The following is a 15,950-nucleotide window of genomic DNA, read 5'->3' as shown; positions in this document are numbered from 1 at the left end:
GAGGTGTCAGCGATGATCCTGCGTCTGTTCTGCCTTGTCGCCTGCCTGGCTGCAACGCCCCTGCGATCCGAGGAAGCGCAAAGCTTCACCCTGTCCGTCGCGCCCGAGATCGCCCGGACCGGCCTTCTGGAATATATGCTGCCGCGGTTTTCGTTGAAGACCGGGCGCAAGGCCGTGGTTGTCGCATCGGGCGGCGATGCCAGTCTTCATCCCGTCCAGACCGGAGCGCCCGCCCAACTTGCGCGCGAGGGCGTTCCCTATGCCCTGACCCTCTTGACCGGCAACAGCGCCGCGGCCCTCTTCGCCGGCTGGCTCGCCTCCGGCCCCGGGCAGGCGGCGATCACCGGTTTCGAGCCGGACGCGGGCGCACCCTTTACGGTCCCCGCCCGCGCGGAAGCGGTCGAGGAGGTCCGGTTCGAGGGGGACGCCACCTTGGGCATACAGGTTGCCCGCCGTCACTGCGCGCGCTGTCACAGCGTTGACGACAGCGGCGCGCTGGCCATGGGGCAGGCGCCCTCCTTCGCGGTGCTGCGCGCCCTGTCGGACTGGTCCGAGCGGTTGACGACCTTCTTCCTGCGCGCCCCGCACCCGGCTTTCGTGCAGGTCGCGGGGCTGAGCGCCCCCTTCGACCCGGCAAGCCCGCCCGCCATCGTTCCGCTGGTAATCACGACGGCGGAGTTCGACGCGCTTCTGGCCTACGCCAGCACCGTGGCGCCCGCCGATCTTGGGGCAGAGATCGAAAGCCGCTAGTCCCGCCATCAGTGGTCCCGGCGTTTCGAAAGATAGTCGTCCGTGGTGCGCACGCGTGGACGTTCACCCAATTGGAACGGGTTGGACTGACCCTGGTACTGCGTGCGCACCCGGCAGTCGTCGCACATCTGCATCAGTCGTCCGGCGTCGCTTTCCATGAACATGGGGTGCTTGCCCGCGAGTTTCTCCATGATCTTCTCGATCGTGGACTTCACGCCGAAGGGCTTGCCGCATTCGATGCAGGCGAAGGGTTCCTCCTCGTTCAGGACCTTCTGGGACAGGGCGGCGTCGCTGGGGTCGAATTGCGGAACCAAGGTGATCGCCTTTTCGGGGCAGATCGTGGCACAAAGCCCGCATTGCAGGCAGGCATCCTCCTGGAAGCGCAATTGCGGCTTGTCCGGGTTGTCCAGAAGCGCCCCCGACGGACAGAGAGAGGCGCAGGACAGGCAAAGCGTACAGGCCCCGGTATCGACGAGGACGGCGCCATAGGGGGCGCCCTCGGGCAGGGGGACCGGCGCGTCGGCCTCGGGCATCAGCGCGCGCGCGGCAAGGCGCGCCACTTGGCGGCGGGACCCCATCGCGAGGACCGGTGCGGGCGCCGGGGCGGGCGCGGGCTGGTCGTAAAGCGCGTCGGACAGCGCATCGGGGTCGCTCAGGTCCAGGATGCGGACGCGATCGCCTGCGCCCATGGCGCGCGCCAGGGCGATCTCGCGCTCCAGCACCGGGCGCTCGGTGCGCGGACCGACAAGCAGGTCGGCCGCGACAAAGCCCATCGCCAGCGCCGCCAGAACCTCGGCATGGCCGAAGCCCGAAAGTGCTGCGACTTCCAGTGGCAAGACGTCGGGGGGCAGTCCGCGCCCGAAGCGCGCGGCGAAGGCGATCATCGGCAACCCATGCTCGGCGTCATGGACCAGAAGCCGCAGGCTGGTGCCGCCCGCACGCGCGTAGGTTTCCGACAGCGCCCGCAGTTGCCGAAGCACATCGGCAACCGGGGGCGCGTCGTAACTGATCGCGCCAGAGGGGCAGAGGGCCGAACAGGCGCCGCAGCCCGCGCAGATCAGCGGATCGACGCGCACATGGTCGCCGTCCGGGGTGATCGCGCCGGTCGGGCAGTTGTCGAGGCAGCGCGTGCAGCCAATCTTGCCTGCCCGCGAATGGGCGCACAGATGCTCCTCCAGCCGGACATGTACGGGCTTTTCGAAGGTTCCCTGGTGTTGGGCGGCTTCGAAAACGGCCGCGGCGACGGCCCCGGGGTCACCCGGGTCGGCCCGCAGATAGCCGTCACGCTTGCGCCAGGCGGGAAACAGCGGCGTGCCGCCGGTCAGGTCCAGCACGATGTCGCAGCGCGTCTCCGCCCCGTCGCGCGGGGCGCCGAGTGCGGGGGCGCCACGCCCGCCGCGCTCCAGCTGGCGCAGCGCGTCGAAGGTCAGCACGAACTGCCCAAGGCTGCCGGTCGCCGCGCGGATGCGGCCAGCCGCGACCTCATAGGCGCGCTGGGCCGGAATCTCGCAGTCGTCGGTCAGAAGGACGGTCACCGCCAGGGCTTCGGCAAGGCGATCGGCCGCCTCGAAGGCTCGCGTGTCGCGGCCGAGGATCAGGCAACTGCCCTCGGACAGAACATCGAGCGTCTTGGTTTGGTTCTGTGTGACGCGGGATGCCGCCAGAAGGGCCGCCATCTTGGCCGTCGCATCGCCGCCCGCGCCCCAGCCGGCGCGGTCGCGGATATCGACACAGGCGGGGGCCGGACGCCCGAGGTCGGCCGCAAGCTCAGAAAATCGCTGGGATTCCTGACCGCAGGCCACGATGACCTCTTCGTCGGCGATGGCTCGGGCGGCCAGGTCGATCTGGCGCGTGCACAGGGCCGTATGGACGCGCGAACAGGTCAGGCCGGTCGCCCGCTCGATCGCGGTGGCGTCGATCTTCTGGCTGCCCAGGCAATCGCAAAGCAGCACGCGTTCGGCCATGATCCCCCCGCCTCTTCGGCTTCCTGCACCGAAGCTAGGCATGAATGGGCCTGGGCCGTAAAGCACAAGCCGCCGGGGTCGCGTGATTCGGCTGCATTTGGCGGTGGTTTTCCTGACAAAAACAGGCGGCAAGCACCCAAGGGACATTTCGTCCAGCTTGATTTCATGTCTGGCAGCGGGTGAGGGACATTTTGTCCCTCGGGTCTTGGCTGACTGGATTATTCTGCCGAATCAACAGGTTTTTACTTGGTGGGGCAAAGGCTCGGGTTCAGTTTGTTGCCGTGGGGTTGGGAGGCCCCGTTGGGAGGATACCCGGACCATGGCGCTTGAGCGCGCAAGCATGCCCGTTGGAATCGTCGTTCGCAGGACGCCAGGCGTCACGCGATGGGCGAAGTGGGCGTGGAAGGTCGTCGCGGTGTTGCCCGGTGCGCCGCCCGCGAACTGGCGCGAACTTCGGCGCGAGGGCGAGTCGGTCGAGTATCACGCGGCGACGCTCACGCTTGACCTTTGGTCGACGGATACCGAGGCCTACCGGGTTGCGCTGGCCGCCAAGACCCCCGGCGTGGTCGTGGTACTGCGGGATGAGCCCGATCCCGCGCAGGATGTGCCCTGGCGGCCCGAGATCATCACCGCCTCGCCCTACGAGGGGCAGGACTACATGGACAGCGGCGACGGGCTGATCGAACTGGTGCCGATGCCGCTGAGCATGATCGGCTGGGTGCGTGACTTCATCGCACAACACCATGTCGAGGAAGCCTTCATCAAGCGCAAGCGCGACCGCAAGCGCATCGACCTGGTCGAGGACGGCAAGGGCGACGCGCGCATCCGTCAGCTCTCAGACGTCTACCGCGCCCCGCATGGCGGCAACCAGGGGGATGTCCATTGACCGGTGCCGCGCCCACAGACTTCTGGTCCCGCCGCCGTGCCGCCGTTCGTGCCGAGGCCGCCCGAGCCGAAGAAGAGGCGCGTGTGGCCGCAAGCGCGCAAGTCCCGGCGCCAGAGGCCGAAGCGCAGGAAGCGGCCCCGCGCAGCGATGCGGAGATCTTGTCGGAACTGGGCCTGAAGGACCCGGACACGATGGTTGCGGGCGACGACTTCGCGGCCTTCCTGAAGGAGCGCGTTCCGCTGCATCTGCGCCAACGCGCCTTGCGTCGGCTCTGGCGGACCAACCCGGTGCTGGCGAACCTGGACGGGCTTGTGGATCACGGAGAAGATTTCTCGAACGCGGCCACGGTGCAGGAGGGGATGCAGACCGCCTACCAGGTGGGGCGCGGGATGATGGGCCATCTGGCCGCCCTTACCCGCGCGCAGGACGCCGAAGCGGCGCGTGTGGAGGACGACGGCCCGAAGCCCGAAGCGCCCACCGAGACGCAGCACGCCGCGCCCGCCCACGTCGAGGACGTGGAGGACGAAGCCGCCGCCCCGCCCGATGACGCCGCCCCCCCAACGGTTCCGCGCCGCAGCCCGCGTTTCACATTTGCAGACCATGCCTGAGGAAAGAGCCCCATGACCGAAGCCGCCGAGACGATCCGGATCGCAGAGGAAGACCAGATGCGGGCGGATCTCTATTCCTTCCTCTCGGCGCTCCTGGCCGCGCCGCCGGATCGGGAGCTTCTGGCGAAGTGCGTGCGCCTGAAGGGCGACGAGACCCCCATGGGCAACGCCATCGGCGCGCTCAACAAGCTGGCGCAGGCGGCGACCCCCGGCGGGGTCGAGCGGGAATTCAACGACCTCTTCATCGGTCTGGGGCGGGGCGAGCTCGTTCCCTACGCAAGCTTCTACCTGACGGGCTTCCTGAACGAAAAGCCGCTGGCGGTCCTGCGCGGCGACATGGCGCGCCATGGGATCGCCCGCAGCAAGGGCGTGTTCGAGCCCGAGGACGGCATCGCGAGCCTGATGGAGATGATGGCCGCGCTGATCGAAGGCCGCTTCGGCCCGCCTGCCTCGGTCGAGGAGCAGCGCGAATTCTTCAACCGCAACGTCGGCTCTTGGGCGGGGCATTTCTTCGCCGACCTCGAAGGGGCCAAGACCTCGGTCTTCTACGCGCCGGTGGGCACGGTCGGGCGGCTGTTCATGCAGATCGAGAAGGAGGCGTTCCGGCTGTCCGGGGCGTGAGGGAAGAGGGCGGCGAGGCCGCCGTGACAACAGAATGGAGGAAAGGCAGATGGGCAAGACAAGCAAGACCGAGGGGACGAGCCGTCGTGGCTTCCTCAAGCTTGCGACCACCGCGGCACCGGCCGCGGTCGCGGCAAGCGCGATGAGCGGAACCGAGGCGGAAGCGGCCGAGACCGCCAAGCCCGGCGGCCTTCAGGATACCGCGCATACGCGCGCCTATTACGAAAGCGCCCGGTTCTGACACCGGCATGAGCGGGCGGCACGCGCCCCCCGGCCGGATGCGCCGGACCAGATAGGGAGATGAGGATGCTCAGGAAGAAAACCAGCCGGGATGCCAGACAGGCGCAGCGTTCGACGATACTGTCGCAGGTTGCCGAGGCAAAGGTTGACCGTCGCGCGTTCCTTCGCGGCTCGGGGCTCGCCATCGGCGGGCTGGCGCTTGTCGGCGCGACCGGCGGCACGGTCACCAAGGCCGAGGCCCAGACCGCGACCGGCGCCCTGACGACGGCCAAGTCGGTCTGCACGCATTGTTCGGTCGGCTGCACGGTGATTGCCGAACTCGACAACGGGGTCTGGGTCGGACAGGAGCCGGGCTTTGACAGCCCCTTCAACCTCGGCGCGCATTGCGCCAAGGGCGCGTCCGTGCGCGAGCATGCCCATGGTGAGCGCCGCCTGAAGTATCCGATGAAGAAGGAAGGCGGCGTCTGGAAGCGGATGAGCTGGGACGACGCGATCAACGAGATCGGCGACAAGATGCTCAAGGTGCGCGAGGAAAGCGGGCCCGACAGCGTCTACTGGCTCGGCTCGGCCAAGCATTCCAACGAACAGGCCTATCTGTTCCGCAAGTTCGCGGCCTATTGGGGCAGCAACAACGTCGATCACCAGGCGCGGATCTGCCACTCCACCACCGTTGCGGGGGTTGCGAACACATGGGGCTACGGCGCCATGACCAACAGCTACAACGACATCCACAAGTCGAAGGCGATCTTCCTGATCGGTGGCAACCCGGCCGAGGCGCACCCCGTCTCGCTGATGCACATCCTCAAGGCGAAAGAGGAGAACAACGCCCCCCTGATCGTCTGCGACCCGCGCTTCACCCGCACCGCCGCGCATGCCGACGAATATGTCCGCTTCCGGCCGGGCACCGACGTGGCCCTGATCTGGGGCCTTCTGTGGCACATCTTCGAGAACGGATGGGAGGACAAGGAGTTCATCCGCACCCGCGTCTGGGGCATGGACCAGATTCGGGACGAGGTGAAGAAATGGACCCCCGAAGAGACCGAGCGCGTGACCGGCGTGCCCGGCAGCCAGCTTGAACGGGTGGCGCGCACGCTGGCCAACAACCGCCCCGGCACCGTGATCTGGTGCATGGGCGGCACCCAGCACACCACCGGCAACAACAACACCCGCGCCTATTGCGTGCTGCAACTGGCGCTGGGGAACATGGGCGTCTCGGGCGGCGGCACCAACATCTTCCGCGGCCACGACAACGTACAGGGCGCGACCGACCTTGGTGTGCTTAGCCACGACCTGCCGGGCTACTACGGTCTGGCCCCCGGTGCCTGGGCGCATTGGTCGCGCGTCTGGGGCGAGGATCTGGACTGGCTCAAGGGCCGGTTCGCCACGCTGCTGGATGCCGACGGCAACCCTGCCAAGGACAAGGATGGCAACGACCGCAGCCTAATGAACGAAAACGGCATCCCGGTCAGCCGCTGGATCGACGGCGTGCTGGAGGACAAGGCCAACATCGACCAGAACGACAACGTCCGCGTGATGGTGCTTTGGGGCCATGCGCCGAACTCCCAGACCCGCGGGGCGGAGATGAAGACGGCGATGGAAAAGCTCGACACGCTGGTCGTGATCGACCCCTATCCGACCGTCTCGGCGGTGATGCATGACCGGACGGATGGCGTCTACCTGCTGCCCGCCTCGACCCAGTTCGAGACCTCCGGATCGGTCACCGCGTCGAACCGCTCGCTTCAATGGCGCGAGAAGGTTGTGGACCCGGTCTTCGAGAGCCTTCCCGATCAGACGATCATCAACAAGTTCGCCGAGAAATTCGGCTTTGCCGACCGGCTGTTCCGCAATATCGAGGTCAAGGACGGCGAGCCGGTGGTCGAAGACATCACCCGCGAGTTCAACCGCGGCATGTGGACCATCGGTTACACCGGCCAGAGCCCGGAGCGGCTCAAGCTGCACATGGCCAACCAGCACACGTTCGACAAGACGACGCTGCGCGCCAATGGCGGCCCGGCTGATGGCGAATTCTACGGCCTGCCCTGGCCCTGCTGGGGGACGCCGGAGATGAAGCACCCCGGCACGGCGAACCTCTACGACATGTCGATGCCGGTTTCAAAAGGAGGGCTGACCTTCCGCGCCCGCTTCGGGGTGGAGCGCGACGGGCAGAACCTGCTGGCCGAGGGCGTCTATTCCGCCGGCTCGGAGATCCAGGACGGCTACCCCGAGTTCACCATGCAGATGCTGATGGACCTCGGCTGGGACGGCGACCTGACCGATGAGGAGCGCGCGGCGATCGAGGCCGTGGGCGGCCCCAAGGCCAACTGGAAGGTCGACCTGTCGGGCGGCATCCAGCGGGTCGCGATCAAGCACGAATGCGCGCCCTTCGGCAATGCCAAGGCCCGCGCGGTCGTCTGGACCTTCCCCGACCCGGTGCCGCTGCACCGCGAGCCGCTTTACACCAACCGGCGCGATCTGGTCGCGGACTATCCGACCTACGACGACCGGCGGCTTTACCGCCTGCCGACGCTTTATGCCTCGATCCAGCAGAAGGACTTCAGCCAGGACTACCCCATCATCCTTACCTCGGGCCGTCTGGTCGAGTACGAGGGCGGTGGGGAGGAGACCCGCTCCAACCCCTGGCTGGCTGAACTGCAGCAGGACATGTTCGTCGAGATCAACCCGCGCGACGCCAACAACCTGGGCATCCGCGACCGGCAACAGGTCTGGGTCGAGGGCGCCGAAGGCTCGGCGGTCAAGGTCATGGCGATGGTGACCGAACGGGTGGGCGCGGGCGTGGCCTTCATGCCCTTCCACTTCGGCGGGCATTTCCAGGGCAAGGACCTGCGCAGCAACTACCCGGAGGGCGCGGACCCCTATGTCCTGGGCGAAGCCTCCAACACCGCGCAGACCTATGGCTACGACTCGGTGACCCTGATGCAGGAAACCAAGTGCACGCTTTGCAAGATCAGCGCAGCTTGAGGAGAACAGAGATATGGCACGCGTAAAATTCCTCTGTGACGCCGAGCGCTGCATCGAGTGCAACGCCTGCGTGACCGCCTGCAAGAACGAGCATGAGGTGCCGTGGGGCATCAACCGCCGCAGGGTGGTGACGATCAACGACGGCACACCCGGTGAACGGTCGATCTCGGTCGCCTGCATGCATTGTTCGGACGCGCCCTGCATGGCCGTCTGCCCGGTGGACTGCTTCTACCAGACCGAGGACGGGATCGTCCTGCACTCCAAGGACCTCTGCATCGGCTGCGGCTACTGCTTCTACGCCTGTCCCTTCGGCGCGCCGCAATACCCGCAGGCCGGCAACTTCGGTTCGCGCGGCAAGATGGACAAATGCACCTTCTGCGCGGGCGGACCGGAACCCGATGGCTCCGCCGCGGAGTTCCAGAAGTATGGCCGCAACCGCATCGCCGAGGGCAAGCTGCCGCTCTGCGCCGAGATGTGCGCGACCAAGGCGCTTCTGGCAGGCGACGGCGATGTCGTCTCGGCGATCTATCGGGAACGGGTCGTGGCGCGCGGCTTCGGCTCCGGCGCCTGGGGCTGGGGCACCGCCTACGACCAGAAGGCCGGGAACTGACGGTCAGGCTGCGGCCCCCTCGGCTTCGGGGGGCCGCCCCTTGCCGCCGCGTCTGGGGCGGCGTTCGGATCTAGAGGGGCAGGATGGCTCGGATGACGTTTCGGATATGCGTTTCGCTTTTGCTGACGGCGGTGCTACTTCTGATGGGGCCGGCGCCCTCCGCCCGTGCCCAGGACAGCGCCAGCCGCGCCGCGACCGGCGGGGCGCAGACGCTTGAGGACATCCTGGCCCGCCAACAGGGCCTGAAGGTAGATCAGGCCTTCCGAAGCGAGGCGACGGGGAACCCCGATCAGGCGGCGGCCATCACCGATCAACTCGGCACCCTTGGCGGGGTCTCGGACCCCGAACTGTGGCGGGCGCTGCGCTTCGGCTCGGCGGATGTGACCGTGTCGTCGCGCGCCCCTGCGGCGGATGTCATCATCCAGGACGGGGGCATGGCCTGGCTGCATTTCCGCGCCGGGCCGCTCTTGCATTACGGCGGCTACCTGCTTCTGGCGGTGCTGGCGGCGCTGGTGCTTTTCTACCTTCTGCGCGGGCGCATTCGGATCGATGGCGGCATAACCGGCCTGACCGTCCTGCGGTTTTCGGCCATTGAGCGGTTCGCGCACTGGCTGATGGCGGGGTCTTTCGTCGTCCTGGGGCTCACCGGGCTCATGATGATCTTCGGCCGTGTGGCCCTGATCCCGCTGGTCGGGAAAGAGGCCTACGCACCGGCGATGGCGGCGGGGAAATGGGTGCATAACAACCTCTCCTGGGCCTTCATGATCGGGCTGGCGATGGTCACGGTGATGTGGGTGCTCCACAATATCCCCAACCGGCAGGACCTGGTCTGGTTGGCGAAGGGCGGCGGGCTCTTTTCCAAGGGCGTCCACCCCCCCGCCCGCAAGTTCAACGCGGGCCAGAAGATCATCTTCTGGCTTGTCGTGGTGCTGGGCTTCTCGATCTCGCTTTCGGGTCTGTCGCTTCTCTTCCCGTTCGAGCTGCCGATGTTCGCCAAGACCTTCGCGGTCCTGAACGACCTTGGCGTGCCGCAGGTTCTGGGGATCGCGGACCTGCCCACCGCCATGACACCGCATGAGGAGATGCAATTCGCCCAGGGCTGGCACGCCATCGTGGCGTTTGTCTTCATTGGCGTGATCCTCGCGCATATCTACATCGGCTCGGTGGGGATGGAGGGCGCTTTCGACGCCATGGGCTCGGGCGAGGTGGACATCCAGTGGGCCAAGGAACATCACAGCCTCTGGTACGACGAGGTGTCGGGGCGCAAGCCGCGCGACAAGGTGCCCGCTGAATAGGCAAGGGAAACGAACGCATGAAATCGATGTATCTCGCGTTCCTGGCGGCGATCCTGATCGCGGTGATCGCCCATTTCGGGCTTGACTACGCGGGCTTTTCGTCACGCGATGTGACCAGCGGGCCGGCTGTGCGGCTGGATTGACCGAAAGGTTTCAGACGAAGATGTCAGAGGCCCTGACACCCACCCCTCAGGGCGGGGATGAAACCCCGTCGGGGGAGATCGGACGTGTTCTTCAGCATGTCTCGGTCCTGATCGTCGATGACGAACCCGGAATGCGCAATTTCCTCGTGCGTACGCTCGGGCCGCGTTGCCGGCGGATCGAGGCCGCCGCGAGCGCGGAGGAAGCCTCGCGCCTTCTGGACGCGCATCACTTCGACCTGGTCGTGCTCGATAACGTCATGCCGGGGCAGTCGGGCCTCGACTGGCTGGCCCAGCAGCGCCGCGTGGGCCTCTTCGCCGAAGCGATCCTGATGACCGCCTACGCGGATCTTGAAACCGCGATCCATGCGCTCCGGGTCGGGGCCGCAGATTTCATTCTGAAGCCCTTCCGCTCGAACCAGATCCTCAACGCGGTGGCGCGCTGCATGGATCAGCACTACCTTCGGCGGGAAAACTTCCTGCTGCGTTACGAACTGCGGGTTGATCGCATGAACGCGCGGGGGCGGCTGATCGGCCGCTCGCCCCGGATCGAGGCGGTCCGCAAGACGCTTGAGCGGCTGGCGCCGCTGCCGACGCCGGTCCTTTTCACCGGCGAAAGCGGCACTGGCAAGGAGATCGCGGCCCGCACGCTTCACGCGCTGTCCGACCGGGCCGACAAGCCCTTCGTGCCGTTCCACTGCGCCGCCGGTTCCCCGGACCGCATGGCGGCCGAGCTTTTCGGAGAGATCGGGGCGGGACGCAATGACGGGCTCTTGATGTATGCCAGCGGCGGGGTGATGCTCTTCGACGAGGTCACGGAACTGCCGCTGCCGGTGCAGGCCACGCTTCTCAGGGTGATCGAGGACAACCGCATCCGGCCCGGCGGGTCCGAACGCGAAGTGCCGCTGAACCTGCGCTTCTTTTTTGCTACCAACGCCAATCTGGAACGCGCGGTCGAGGAAGGCCGGTTCCGCCGCGACCTTTTCCACCGGATCAACGTACTCCGGGTCGAGATGCCGACGCTGCGCGAGCGGATTGGCGACATCGCGGAGCTTGCCGAACAGTTCATCGCGAAGTTCGCCCGCCAGCTTGGCGTTGCGCCCCTGACGCTGAGCGAGGGCGTCCTCTTGAACCTGGCGCGTTACAGCTGGCCGGGCAATGTGCGCGAGTTGCGCAACCTGATCGAACGCTCGCTGATCCTGGGTGCGATCCCGCCCGAATTTGCCGACGGTGCGGGCGACGCTGGCCTGGAACCCGACGAGTCGCTTCATGCGGTGGAGCGGCAGCATATCCTTTCGGTCCTCGAAGCCTGCGGCGGCAACCGCGCGGAGGCGGCGCGGCGCCTGGGCGTGTCGCGCAAGACCATCGACCGGAAATGTTCGATGTGGAATGTCTGAGCGCGGGCAGGCTCCGGCGGCCACTGCGCTGCCCTTCTGGCGCACGGTGCGCGCGCGGCTCTTGCTGCTGGCGCTCATCCCCACCCTGATCCTGTTGCCGCTGCTGCTGGCGACAACGGTCAAGAACTGGCTCGACCGTTTCGACGAGGTGTTGATCGACAAGGTCGCGGGCGAGCTGACCATCGCGCATCAGCACCTCGCGGGGTTGCTGGCGAGCCGGGGCGCGGATGTGGCCGCGCTTAGCGCCTCGGCCGAACTGGCGGCGGCGCTTGGGCAGCCGTCGGTCCTTGCCGATCTGCTTGAGCGCAAGCGTGGGGCGCTCGGCTTCGACTTTCTCTACTTCGTCGATCCGGACGGGCAGATCACGATGGCGCCCCGCTCCGGACAGCTTGCCGACCCACGTCGATGGCCCGTGGTCTCGGCCGCGCTTACGGGCGAAAGCCGCACGGCGATCGACATCTTCGTGCCCGAGGACCTGGCAGGCATCGCGCCGGACCTGGCCGAACGCGCCCGTCTGTCCCTGGTGCCCACCACGGCGGCCCGCCCCACCGACCGGACCGTGGAAGGGCGGGGCATGATGGTCCACGCGGCCGCCCCGGCCGACGGGGGCGCGCTGGTCGGCGGGACGCTCCTGAACCGAAACCTTGGTTTCATCGACGAGATCAACAACCTCGTCTACCCCGAGGGCAGCCTGCCGGGCGAGGGGCAGGGGACCGCGACGCTGTTCCTCGACGACGTTCGCATCAGCACCAATGTGCGCCTCTTCGAGGATGTGCGCGCGCTCGGTACCCGCGTTTCCGCCGCCGTCCGCTCCCGGGTGCTCGATGAGGGCGCTGTATGGCTGGACCGCGCCTTCGTGGTCAACGACTGGTATGTTTCGGCCTATGAGCCGGTCATCGACAGCTTCGGCGAGCGCGTGGGGATGCTTTACGTCGGTTTCCTCGAAACGCCGTACCGCGAAGCCAGTCGCACCGCCCTGATCGAGATTGTCGTGACGGCAGGGGTCATCCTGGCTGTCGCGGTGCCGATCCTGCTGCGCTGGGCGCGGGGCATCTTTGCGCCGCTGGAGCGGATGAACCAGACGATTGAGCAGGTTGAGGCAGGCGATCTTGGCGCGCGGACCGGCGCCCACGGCGCGGGGGACGAGATCGGACGGGTGTCCGAGCATCTGGACACGCTTCTGGAACAGTTGCAGGACCGCGACCGGAAGCTTCGGAACTGGGCGGAGGAGCTTGAGCGGCGCGTCCTGGAACGCACCGCCGACCTCGAAAAGGCCAACCGCGAACTTGAGATGACCAGCCGCCAGTTGATCGTCTCGGAAAAGCTCGCCGCGATCGGAGAGATCACCGCCGGCGTCGCGCATGAGATCAACAACCCGCTTGCGGTGATCCAGGGCAACCTCGACGTCGTGCGTGAAGACCTTGGCGCGCATGCCAAACCGCTTGCGACCGAGTTTTCGCTGATCCAGGAGCAGATCCAGGCGATCCACGTCCTTGTCACCAAGCTCCTGACTCTGGCGCGGCCCGAGGAATATGCCGATGGCGATATCGGCACCGAGCCGGGCCAGGTCATTCGCGACACGCTTCCCCTGGTCCAGCATATCCTGACGAAATCGGAGATCCGGTTCGAACTTGATTTGCACCCCGTTGCCCAGGTGGCGATGAACGCCACCGAACTACAGCAGGTCCTCGTCAACCTCATCGTTAACGCGGTTCAGGCGATGCCCGATGGCGGCTCCCTGACGATCACCGCGGAACCGGCGGAGGGGGCGGGCGAGGGCGTGCGGATTGCCGTCACCGACACCGGCCACGGGATGACGCCGGAGGTGTTGCAGCGTATCTTCGACCCGTTCTACACGACCAAGCGCAGCCGGGGCACGGGGCTGGGCCTGTCGATCAGCCGCAAGATCGTGACGCGCGCCGGTGGCCGTATCGATGCCCGGAGCGTGCCAGGAGAGGCCACGACTTTCGAGATCGTGCTGCCCGCCGTTACCGCGCCGGCATGACCTTCAGCCTGAGGCGGGCACCACGATGGAGCGTCCGCCCTGCGCGAACCCGCTGAGCGACAGGGGCCAGGTCGAGCCGGGCCAATGCACTTCCAGAAGGCCCCGGGCCGGGCGGTAGGCGGCGGTGTAAAGGGTGCCGAAGCCCTGCCCGAAGGCGGTGGAATAAAGCGGCGGGCGCAGGAAGGCACCGATGAACTTTTCCTCGGGATCGACGTGCAGCGTCAGGCGCTGAAGCAGGAAGCGTTCCCGCTCCACCGTCGCGGTGAAGCGGGCGTGGCCCACCCATTCGACCCGCTCCTGGTGGTTCGTGGCCACTGCCGCATGGGTCAGGATGGTTTCGCGGTCGGGCGCCAGGAAGGCCGTCAGGTAGCGCCGGTGGCGGTCCAGAACGGTGACGTTGTAGCTCATGTGCGAAGGGATGCGCTTCAGCGCCTGGCCCGCCTCGGCGGCTGTCTCGCAGGTCTGCAGAATGTAGCGCAGGATCAGCGGCACGCCGAAGCCCTCGCCGACCTCGCGACGGCCGCCGAAAGTCAGCGACAGGCAAAGGCCTGCATCGTTCATCCCGTCGACAAGCCCGAAAAGCCCGTCGGTCATGCCGAGCACGGCGCGCCCCTGCCATTCGCTGCGCAGGATCAGCGCGTCGAAGGCCTTGGGGCTGTAGTCGTAGTTGCGGACCAGCAGCGGCTCTTTGCCCGGCCAGATGGCCTGCGAGCAGGCCGAAAGATAGGGCGGCGGACCGTAGAAGCTGAGAAACCGCGCCGCGTCGTCGCCGCCGCCGGCCAGTTCAGTCAGTTCCTCCCACAGGGGCACGATCTCGGGCATGTAGCGCCGGAGCGCGCGCTGGCATTCCGCGAAGGAGGGGCGGACAGAGACCCCGTCCTTCGCCCACCAGCGCCGATAGGCGGGCCAGTATTCGGCGAAAAGCCCGGCCCAGCGGGGGCCGGGCCGAGCCTCCGATATCGCCCGGAAGATCAGATGCATCGTTACATGATCTTGAAGGCGTGATCCTCGAAGGCGTTGACCGAAGGCAGCGGGCGGGCGGAGAACGCCTGCTTGATCCCGTGAATCCAGCGCTGCGACCGGTCGGTCAGCTTGAAGCCGGAGGTCATCGAACGGCCACGGGTGACAAGGATACCAAGATCCGCGCCCTCGTAGCGGAAATCGCCCGGGCGCGCGATGCGCAGGAAGAACGCCTCGTTCTCGCTTTCAACCGCGCGGCGGTGGTAGTCGAAGCGGTCGTAGACCACGCGCCCGTCCTCAAGCATCCGGTAGATGCCCGACTGCGGGGCGTGGGTGACGATGTCCACCGTATCCTCGGTATGCTTGATCACCATCTGTGACCAGCTGTCGATCATCTCCGGATCGGCCCACCGGGCGTTCAACTCGTCCACGTCGAGCGTGAACTTCTTGTTCGTGAATTCAAGCAGGTGGAACAGGAAGAGCGGCGCGTCGGCATGGGCGAAGGCCGCGTGGTTCGTCATCGACGAGGCGCCGGTGATGCGCGGGTTCAACTCGCCCAGCCAGATGTCGCCCGTCTTCTTGTCGACGAGGAAGTCGAGCTCGAAGTAGCCCCGGTAGCCCTCCTTGCGCAGCTGCTCGCCGAACTGGAAGGTCAGTTCGCGCGCGCGCTGCCGGGTCTTGGCGGGAAACGCGGTCGAGAAGATCTCATTCCCGCACCAGCCGCCGCGATAGGGGGTGAGTTCCTTGAAGCCCACAAGCTCGGTCATCAGCGGGCCGACGATCGTGCCCTCCTTCGTCGCGCAGGCCTCGATCGCGGAACCGCGGCAGTCGATCCGCTTCATGATCTTGATTTCGCCCTGGCCGACGATCTCATGCTCATGGCGGCGGAAGTCGGCCGCGCTCTTGATGAAGAAGGTCGTGTGGCCGCTGTCCCCGAAGGCCGATTGCAGCACGAGGTCGCTGCCCAGCCCCGCCTTTTCGCAGACCTTCATCAGGTGGTCGTAGCTCTTGACCTCCGACAGGGTGTTGGGGACCGAAGGAACGCCCGCCTTGTTGCCGATGCGGACGGTGTTGATCTTGTTGTCGCAGTACTCCCGCAGTTTCGCCTTGGGGAACCAGAGCTCGCCCCCCAACTGCTTCACCAGTTCCTCGGTCTTCTGGTCGAACATCAGGAACACGAACTTCGGCTTGCCGCCGCGCCGCTTCACGAGGTCGATGACCTCCTTGTGGCTGAGCAGGTAGTTGTTGATGTCCTCGATCGACTGGAATTCCTCATGCGGGGCCTCCGAGGGGACGAAGACGTTCGGGTGGCGCCCGTCGAAGCAGTCGATATAGCAGATGTACTTGAAATTCTTCACCCATTCATCAAGGCCGAGCAGGTTGAAGTTGGTCGCCGAGACGAAATAGATCGGGTCCTTGTTGGTGTGGAAGAAGCGGCGGATTTCCGAGATGTTGCCGAGTTCCTTCTTGGGCATCTTGTCCTCCCTGTCTCAAT

At 66.6% G+C, this 15,950-nt stretch carries 14 protein-coding genes; 11 read left to right on the top strand and 3 right to left on the bottom strand.

Annotated features, from left to right (window positions below; all coding sequences use genetic code 11):
- The first annotated feature begins 12 nt into the window (after nucleotides 1-12).
- On the top strand, nucleotides 13-750 hold the full coding sequence (locus OE647_RS07200) for a cytochrome c family protein (RefSeq protein ID WP_263721041.1): 738 nt from the start codon (nucleotides 13-15) through the stop codon (nucleotides 748-750).
- 8 nt (nucleotides 751-758) lie between these two features.
- Here the strand turns inward: OE647_RS07200 and OE647_RS07195 are convergent, their stop codons facing one another.
- Nucleotides 759-2,714, bottom strand: coding sequence for a 4Fe-4S binding protein (locus OE647_RS07195; RefSeq protein WP_263721040.1), 1,956 nt, complete (start codon nucleotides 2,712-2,714; stop codon nucleotides 759-761).
- Between the two features lie 319 nt (nucleotides 2,715-3,033).
- Between OE647_RS07195 and OE647_RS07190 the strand changes: the two genes are divergently transcribed.
- From OE647_RS07190 to OE647_RS07145, 10 genes are all read left to right on the top strand, one after another.
- Nucleotides 3,034-3,600 carry a DUF3305 domain-containing protein gene (locus OE647_RS07190; protein WP_263721039.1) on the top strand — a complete coding sequence of 189 codons (567 nt, stop codon included), beginning with the start codon at nucleotides 3,034-3,036 and terminating at the stop codon, nucleotides 3,598-3,600.
- Complete coding sequence (locus tag OE647_RS07185; RefSeq protein WP_263721038.1) at nucleotides 3,597-4,208, top strand: DUF3306 domain-containing protein; 612 nt, start codon at nucleotides 3,597-3,599, stop codon at nucleotides 4,206-4,208. The genes OE647_RS07190 and OE647_RS07185 overlap by 4 nt, the downstream gene beginning before the upstream one ends.
- Nucleotides 4,209-4,220: 12 nt before the next feature.
- Nucleotides 4,221-4,829, top strand: a complete 609-nt coding sequence (locus tag OE647_RS07180) for a TorD/DmsD family molecular chaperone (protein ID WP_263721037.1) — start codon at nucleotides 4,221-4,223, stop codon at nucleotides 4,827-4,829.
- A gap of 49 nt (nucleotides 4,830-4,878) precedes the next feature.
- Complete coding sequence (locus tag OE647_RS07175) at nucleotides 4,879-5,070, top strand: twin-arginine translocation signal domain-containing protein (RefSeq protein ID WP_263721036.1); 192 nt, start codon at nucleotides 4,879-4,881, stop codon at nucleotides 5,068-5,070.
- Nucleotides 5,071-5,135: 65 nt separating this feature from the next.
- Nucleotides 5,136-8,048 carry a formate dehydrogenase subunit alpha gene (locus OE647_RS07170; RefSeq protein ID WP_263721035.1) on the top strand — a complete coding sequence of 971 codons (2,913 nt, stop codon included), beginning with the start codon at nucleotides 5,136-5,138 and terminating at the stop codon, nucleotides 8,046-8,048.
- 13 nt (nucleotides 8,049-8,061) lie between these two features.
- Nucleotides 8,062-8,658: a formate dehydrogenase FDH3 subunit beta gene (fdh3B, locus tag OE647_RS07165; RefSeq protein WP_263721034.1), complete on the top strand. Its 597-nt coding sequence runs from the start codon at nucleotides 8,062-8,064 to the stop codon at nucleotides 8,656-8,658.
- Between the two features lie 83 nt (nucleotides 8,659-8,741).
- Nucleotides 8,742-9,953, top strand: coding sequence for a formate dehydrogenase subunit gamma (locus OE647_RS07160; protein WP_412174932.1), 1,212 nt, complete (start codon nucleotides 8,742-8,744; stop codon nucleotides 9,951-9,953).
- 17 nt (nucleotides 9,954-9,970) lie between these two features.
- Nucleotides 9,971-10,096 (top strand): hypothetical protein, encoded by a 126-nt coding sequence (locus OE647_RS07155; RefSeq protein ID WP_263721033.1) that lies wholly within the window; start codon nucleotides 9,971-9,973, stop codon nucleotides 10,094-10,096.
- A 20-nt stretch (nucleotides 10,097-10,116) separates the two neighbouring features.
- On the top strand, nucleotides 10,117-11,490 hold the full coding sequence (locus OE647_RS07150) for a sigma-54-dependent transcriptional regulator (protein ID WP_263721032.1): 1,374 nt from the start codon (nucleotides 10,117-10,119) through the stop codon (nucleotides 11,488-11,490).
- Nucleotides 11,483-13,495, top strand: a complete 2,013-nt coding sequence (locus OE647_RS07145; protein ID WP_263721031.1) for a sensor histidine kinase — start codon at nucleotides 11,483-11,485, stop codon at nucleotides 13,493-13,495. Before OE647_RS07150 ends, OE647_RS07145 begins: the two co-directional genes overlap by 8 nt.
- 3 nt (nucleotides 13,496-13,498) lie before the next feature.
- Here OE647_RS07145 and OE647_RS07140 read toward each other — a convergent pair whose 3' ends face one another.
- Both OE647_RS07140 and OE647_RS07135 read right to left on the bottom strand, forming a co-directional pair.
- On the bottom strand, nucleotides 13,499-14,476 hold the full coding sequence (locus OE647_RS07140) for a C45 family autoproteolytic acyltransferase/hydolase (RefSeq protein ID WP_263721030.1): 978 nt from the start codon (nucleotides 14,474-14,476) through the stop codon (nucleotides 13,499-13,501).
- Between the two features lie 2 nt (nucleotides 14,477-14,478).
- Nucleotides 14,479-15,930 carry a biotin carboxylase gene (locus OE647_RS07135; protein WP_263721029.1) on the bottom strand — a complete coding sequence of 484 codons (1,452 nt, stop codon included), beginning with the start codon at nucleotides 15,928-15,930 and terminating at the stop codon, nucleotides 14,479-14,481.
- Between the last annotated feature and the right edge of the window lie 20 nt (nucleotides 15,931-15,950).

The sequence above is a fragment of the Albidovulum sediminicola genome, from assembly GCF_025751575.1.
In the GTDB taxonomy this organism is placed as follows: Bacteria; Pseudomonadota; Alphaproteobacteria; order Rhodobacterales; family Rhodobacteraceae; genus Albidovulum; species Albidovulum sediminicola.
The sequence above is the reverse complement of the archived record's forward strand: the minus strand, read 5'-3'. Positions and strand labels throughout refer to the sequence as shown.

Coding starts and splice junctions, on each gene's coding strand:
- OE647_RS07200 (WP_263721041.1), top strand. CDS start 13: ATGATCCTGCGTCTGTTCTGCCTTGTCGCCTGCCTGGCTGCAACGCCC.
- OE647_RS07195 (WP_263721040.1), bottom strand. CDS start 2,714: ATGGCCGAACGCGTGCTGCTTTGCGATTGCCTGGGCAGCCAGAAGATC.
- OE647_RS07190 (WP_263721039.1), top strand. CDS start 3,034: ATGGCGCTTGAGCGCGCAAGCATGCCCGTTGGAATCGTCGTTCGCAGG.
- OE647_RS07180 (WP_263721037.1), top strand. CDS start 4,221: ATGACCGAAGCCGCCGAGACGATCCGGATCGCAGAGGAAGACCAGATG.
- OE647_RS07175 (WP_263721036.1), top strand. CDS start 4,879: ATGGGCAAGACAAGCAAGACCGAGGGGACGAGCCGTCGTGGCTTCCTC.
- OE647_RS07170 (WP_263721035.1), top strand. CDS start 5,136: ATGCTCAGGAAGAAAACCAGCCGGGATGCCAGACAGGCGCAGCGTTCG.
- fdh3B (WP_263721034.1), top strand. CDS start 8,062: ATGGCACGCGTAAAATTCCTCTGTGACGCCGAGCGCTGCATCGAGTGC.
- OE647_RS07160 (WP_412174932.1), top strand. CDS start 8,742: ATGGCTCGGATGACGTTTCGGATATGCGTTTCGCTTTTGCTGACGGCG.
- OE647_RS07155 (WP_263721033.1), top strand. CDS start 9,971: ATGAAATCGATGTATCTCGCGTTCCTGGCGGCGATCCTGATCGCGGTG.
- OE647_RS07150 (WP_263721032.1), top strand. CDS start 10,117: ATGTCAGAGGCCCTGACACCCACCCCTCAGGGCGGGGATGAAACCCCG.
- OE647_RS07145 (WP_263721031.1), top strand. CDS start 11,483: ATGTCTGAGCGCGGGCAGGCTCCGGCGGCCACTGCGCTGCCCTTCTGG.
- OE647_RS07140 (WP_263721030.1), bottom strand. CDS start 14,476: ATGCATCTGATCTTCCGGGCGATATCGGAGGCTCGGCCCGGCCCCCGC.
- OE647_RS07135 (WP_263721029.1), bottom strand. CDS start 15,930: ATGCCCAAGAAGGAACTCGGCAACATCTCGGAAATCCGCCGCTTCTTC.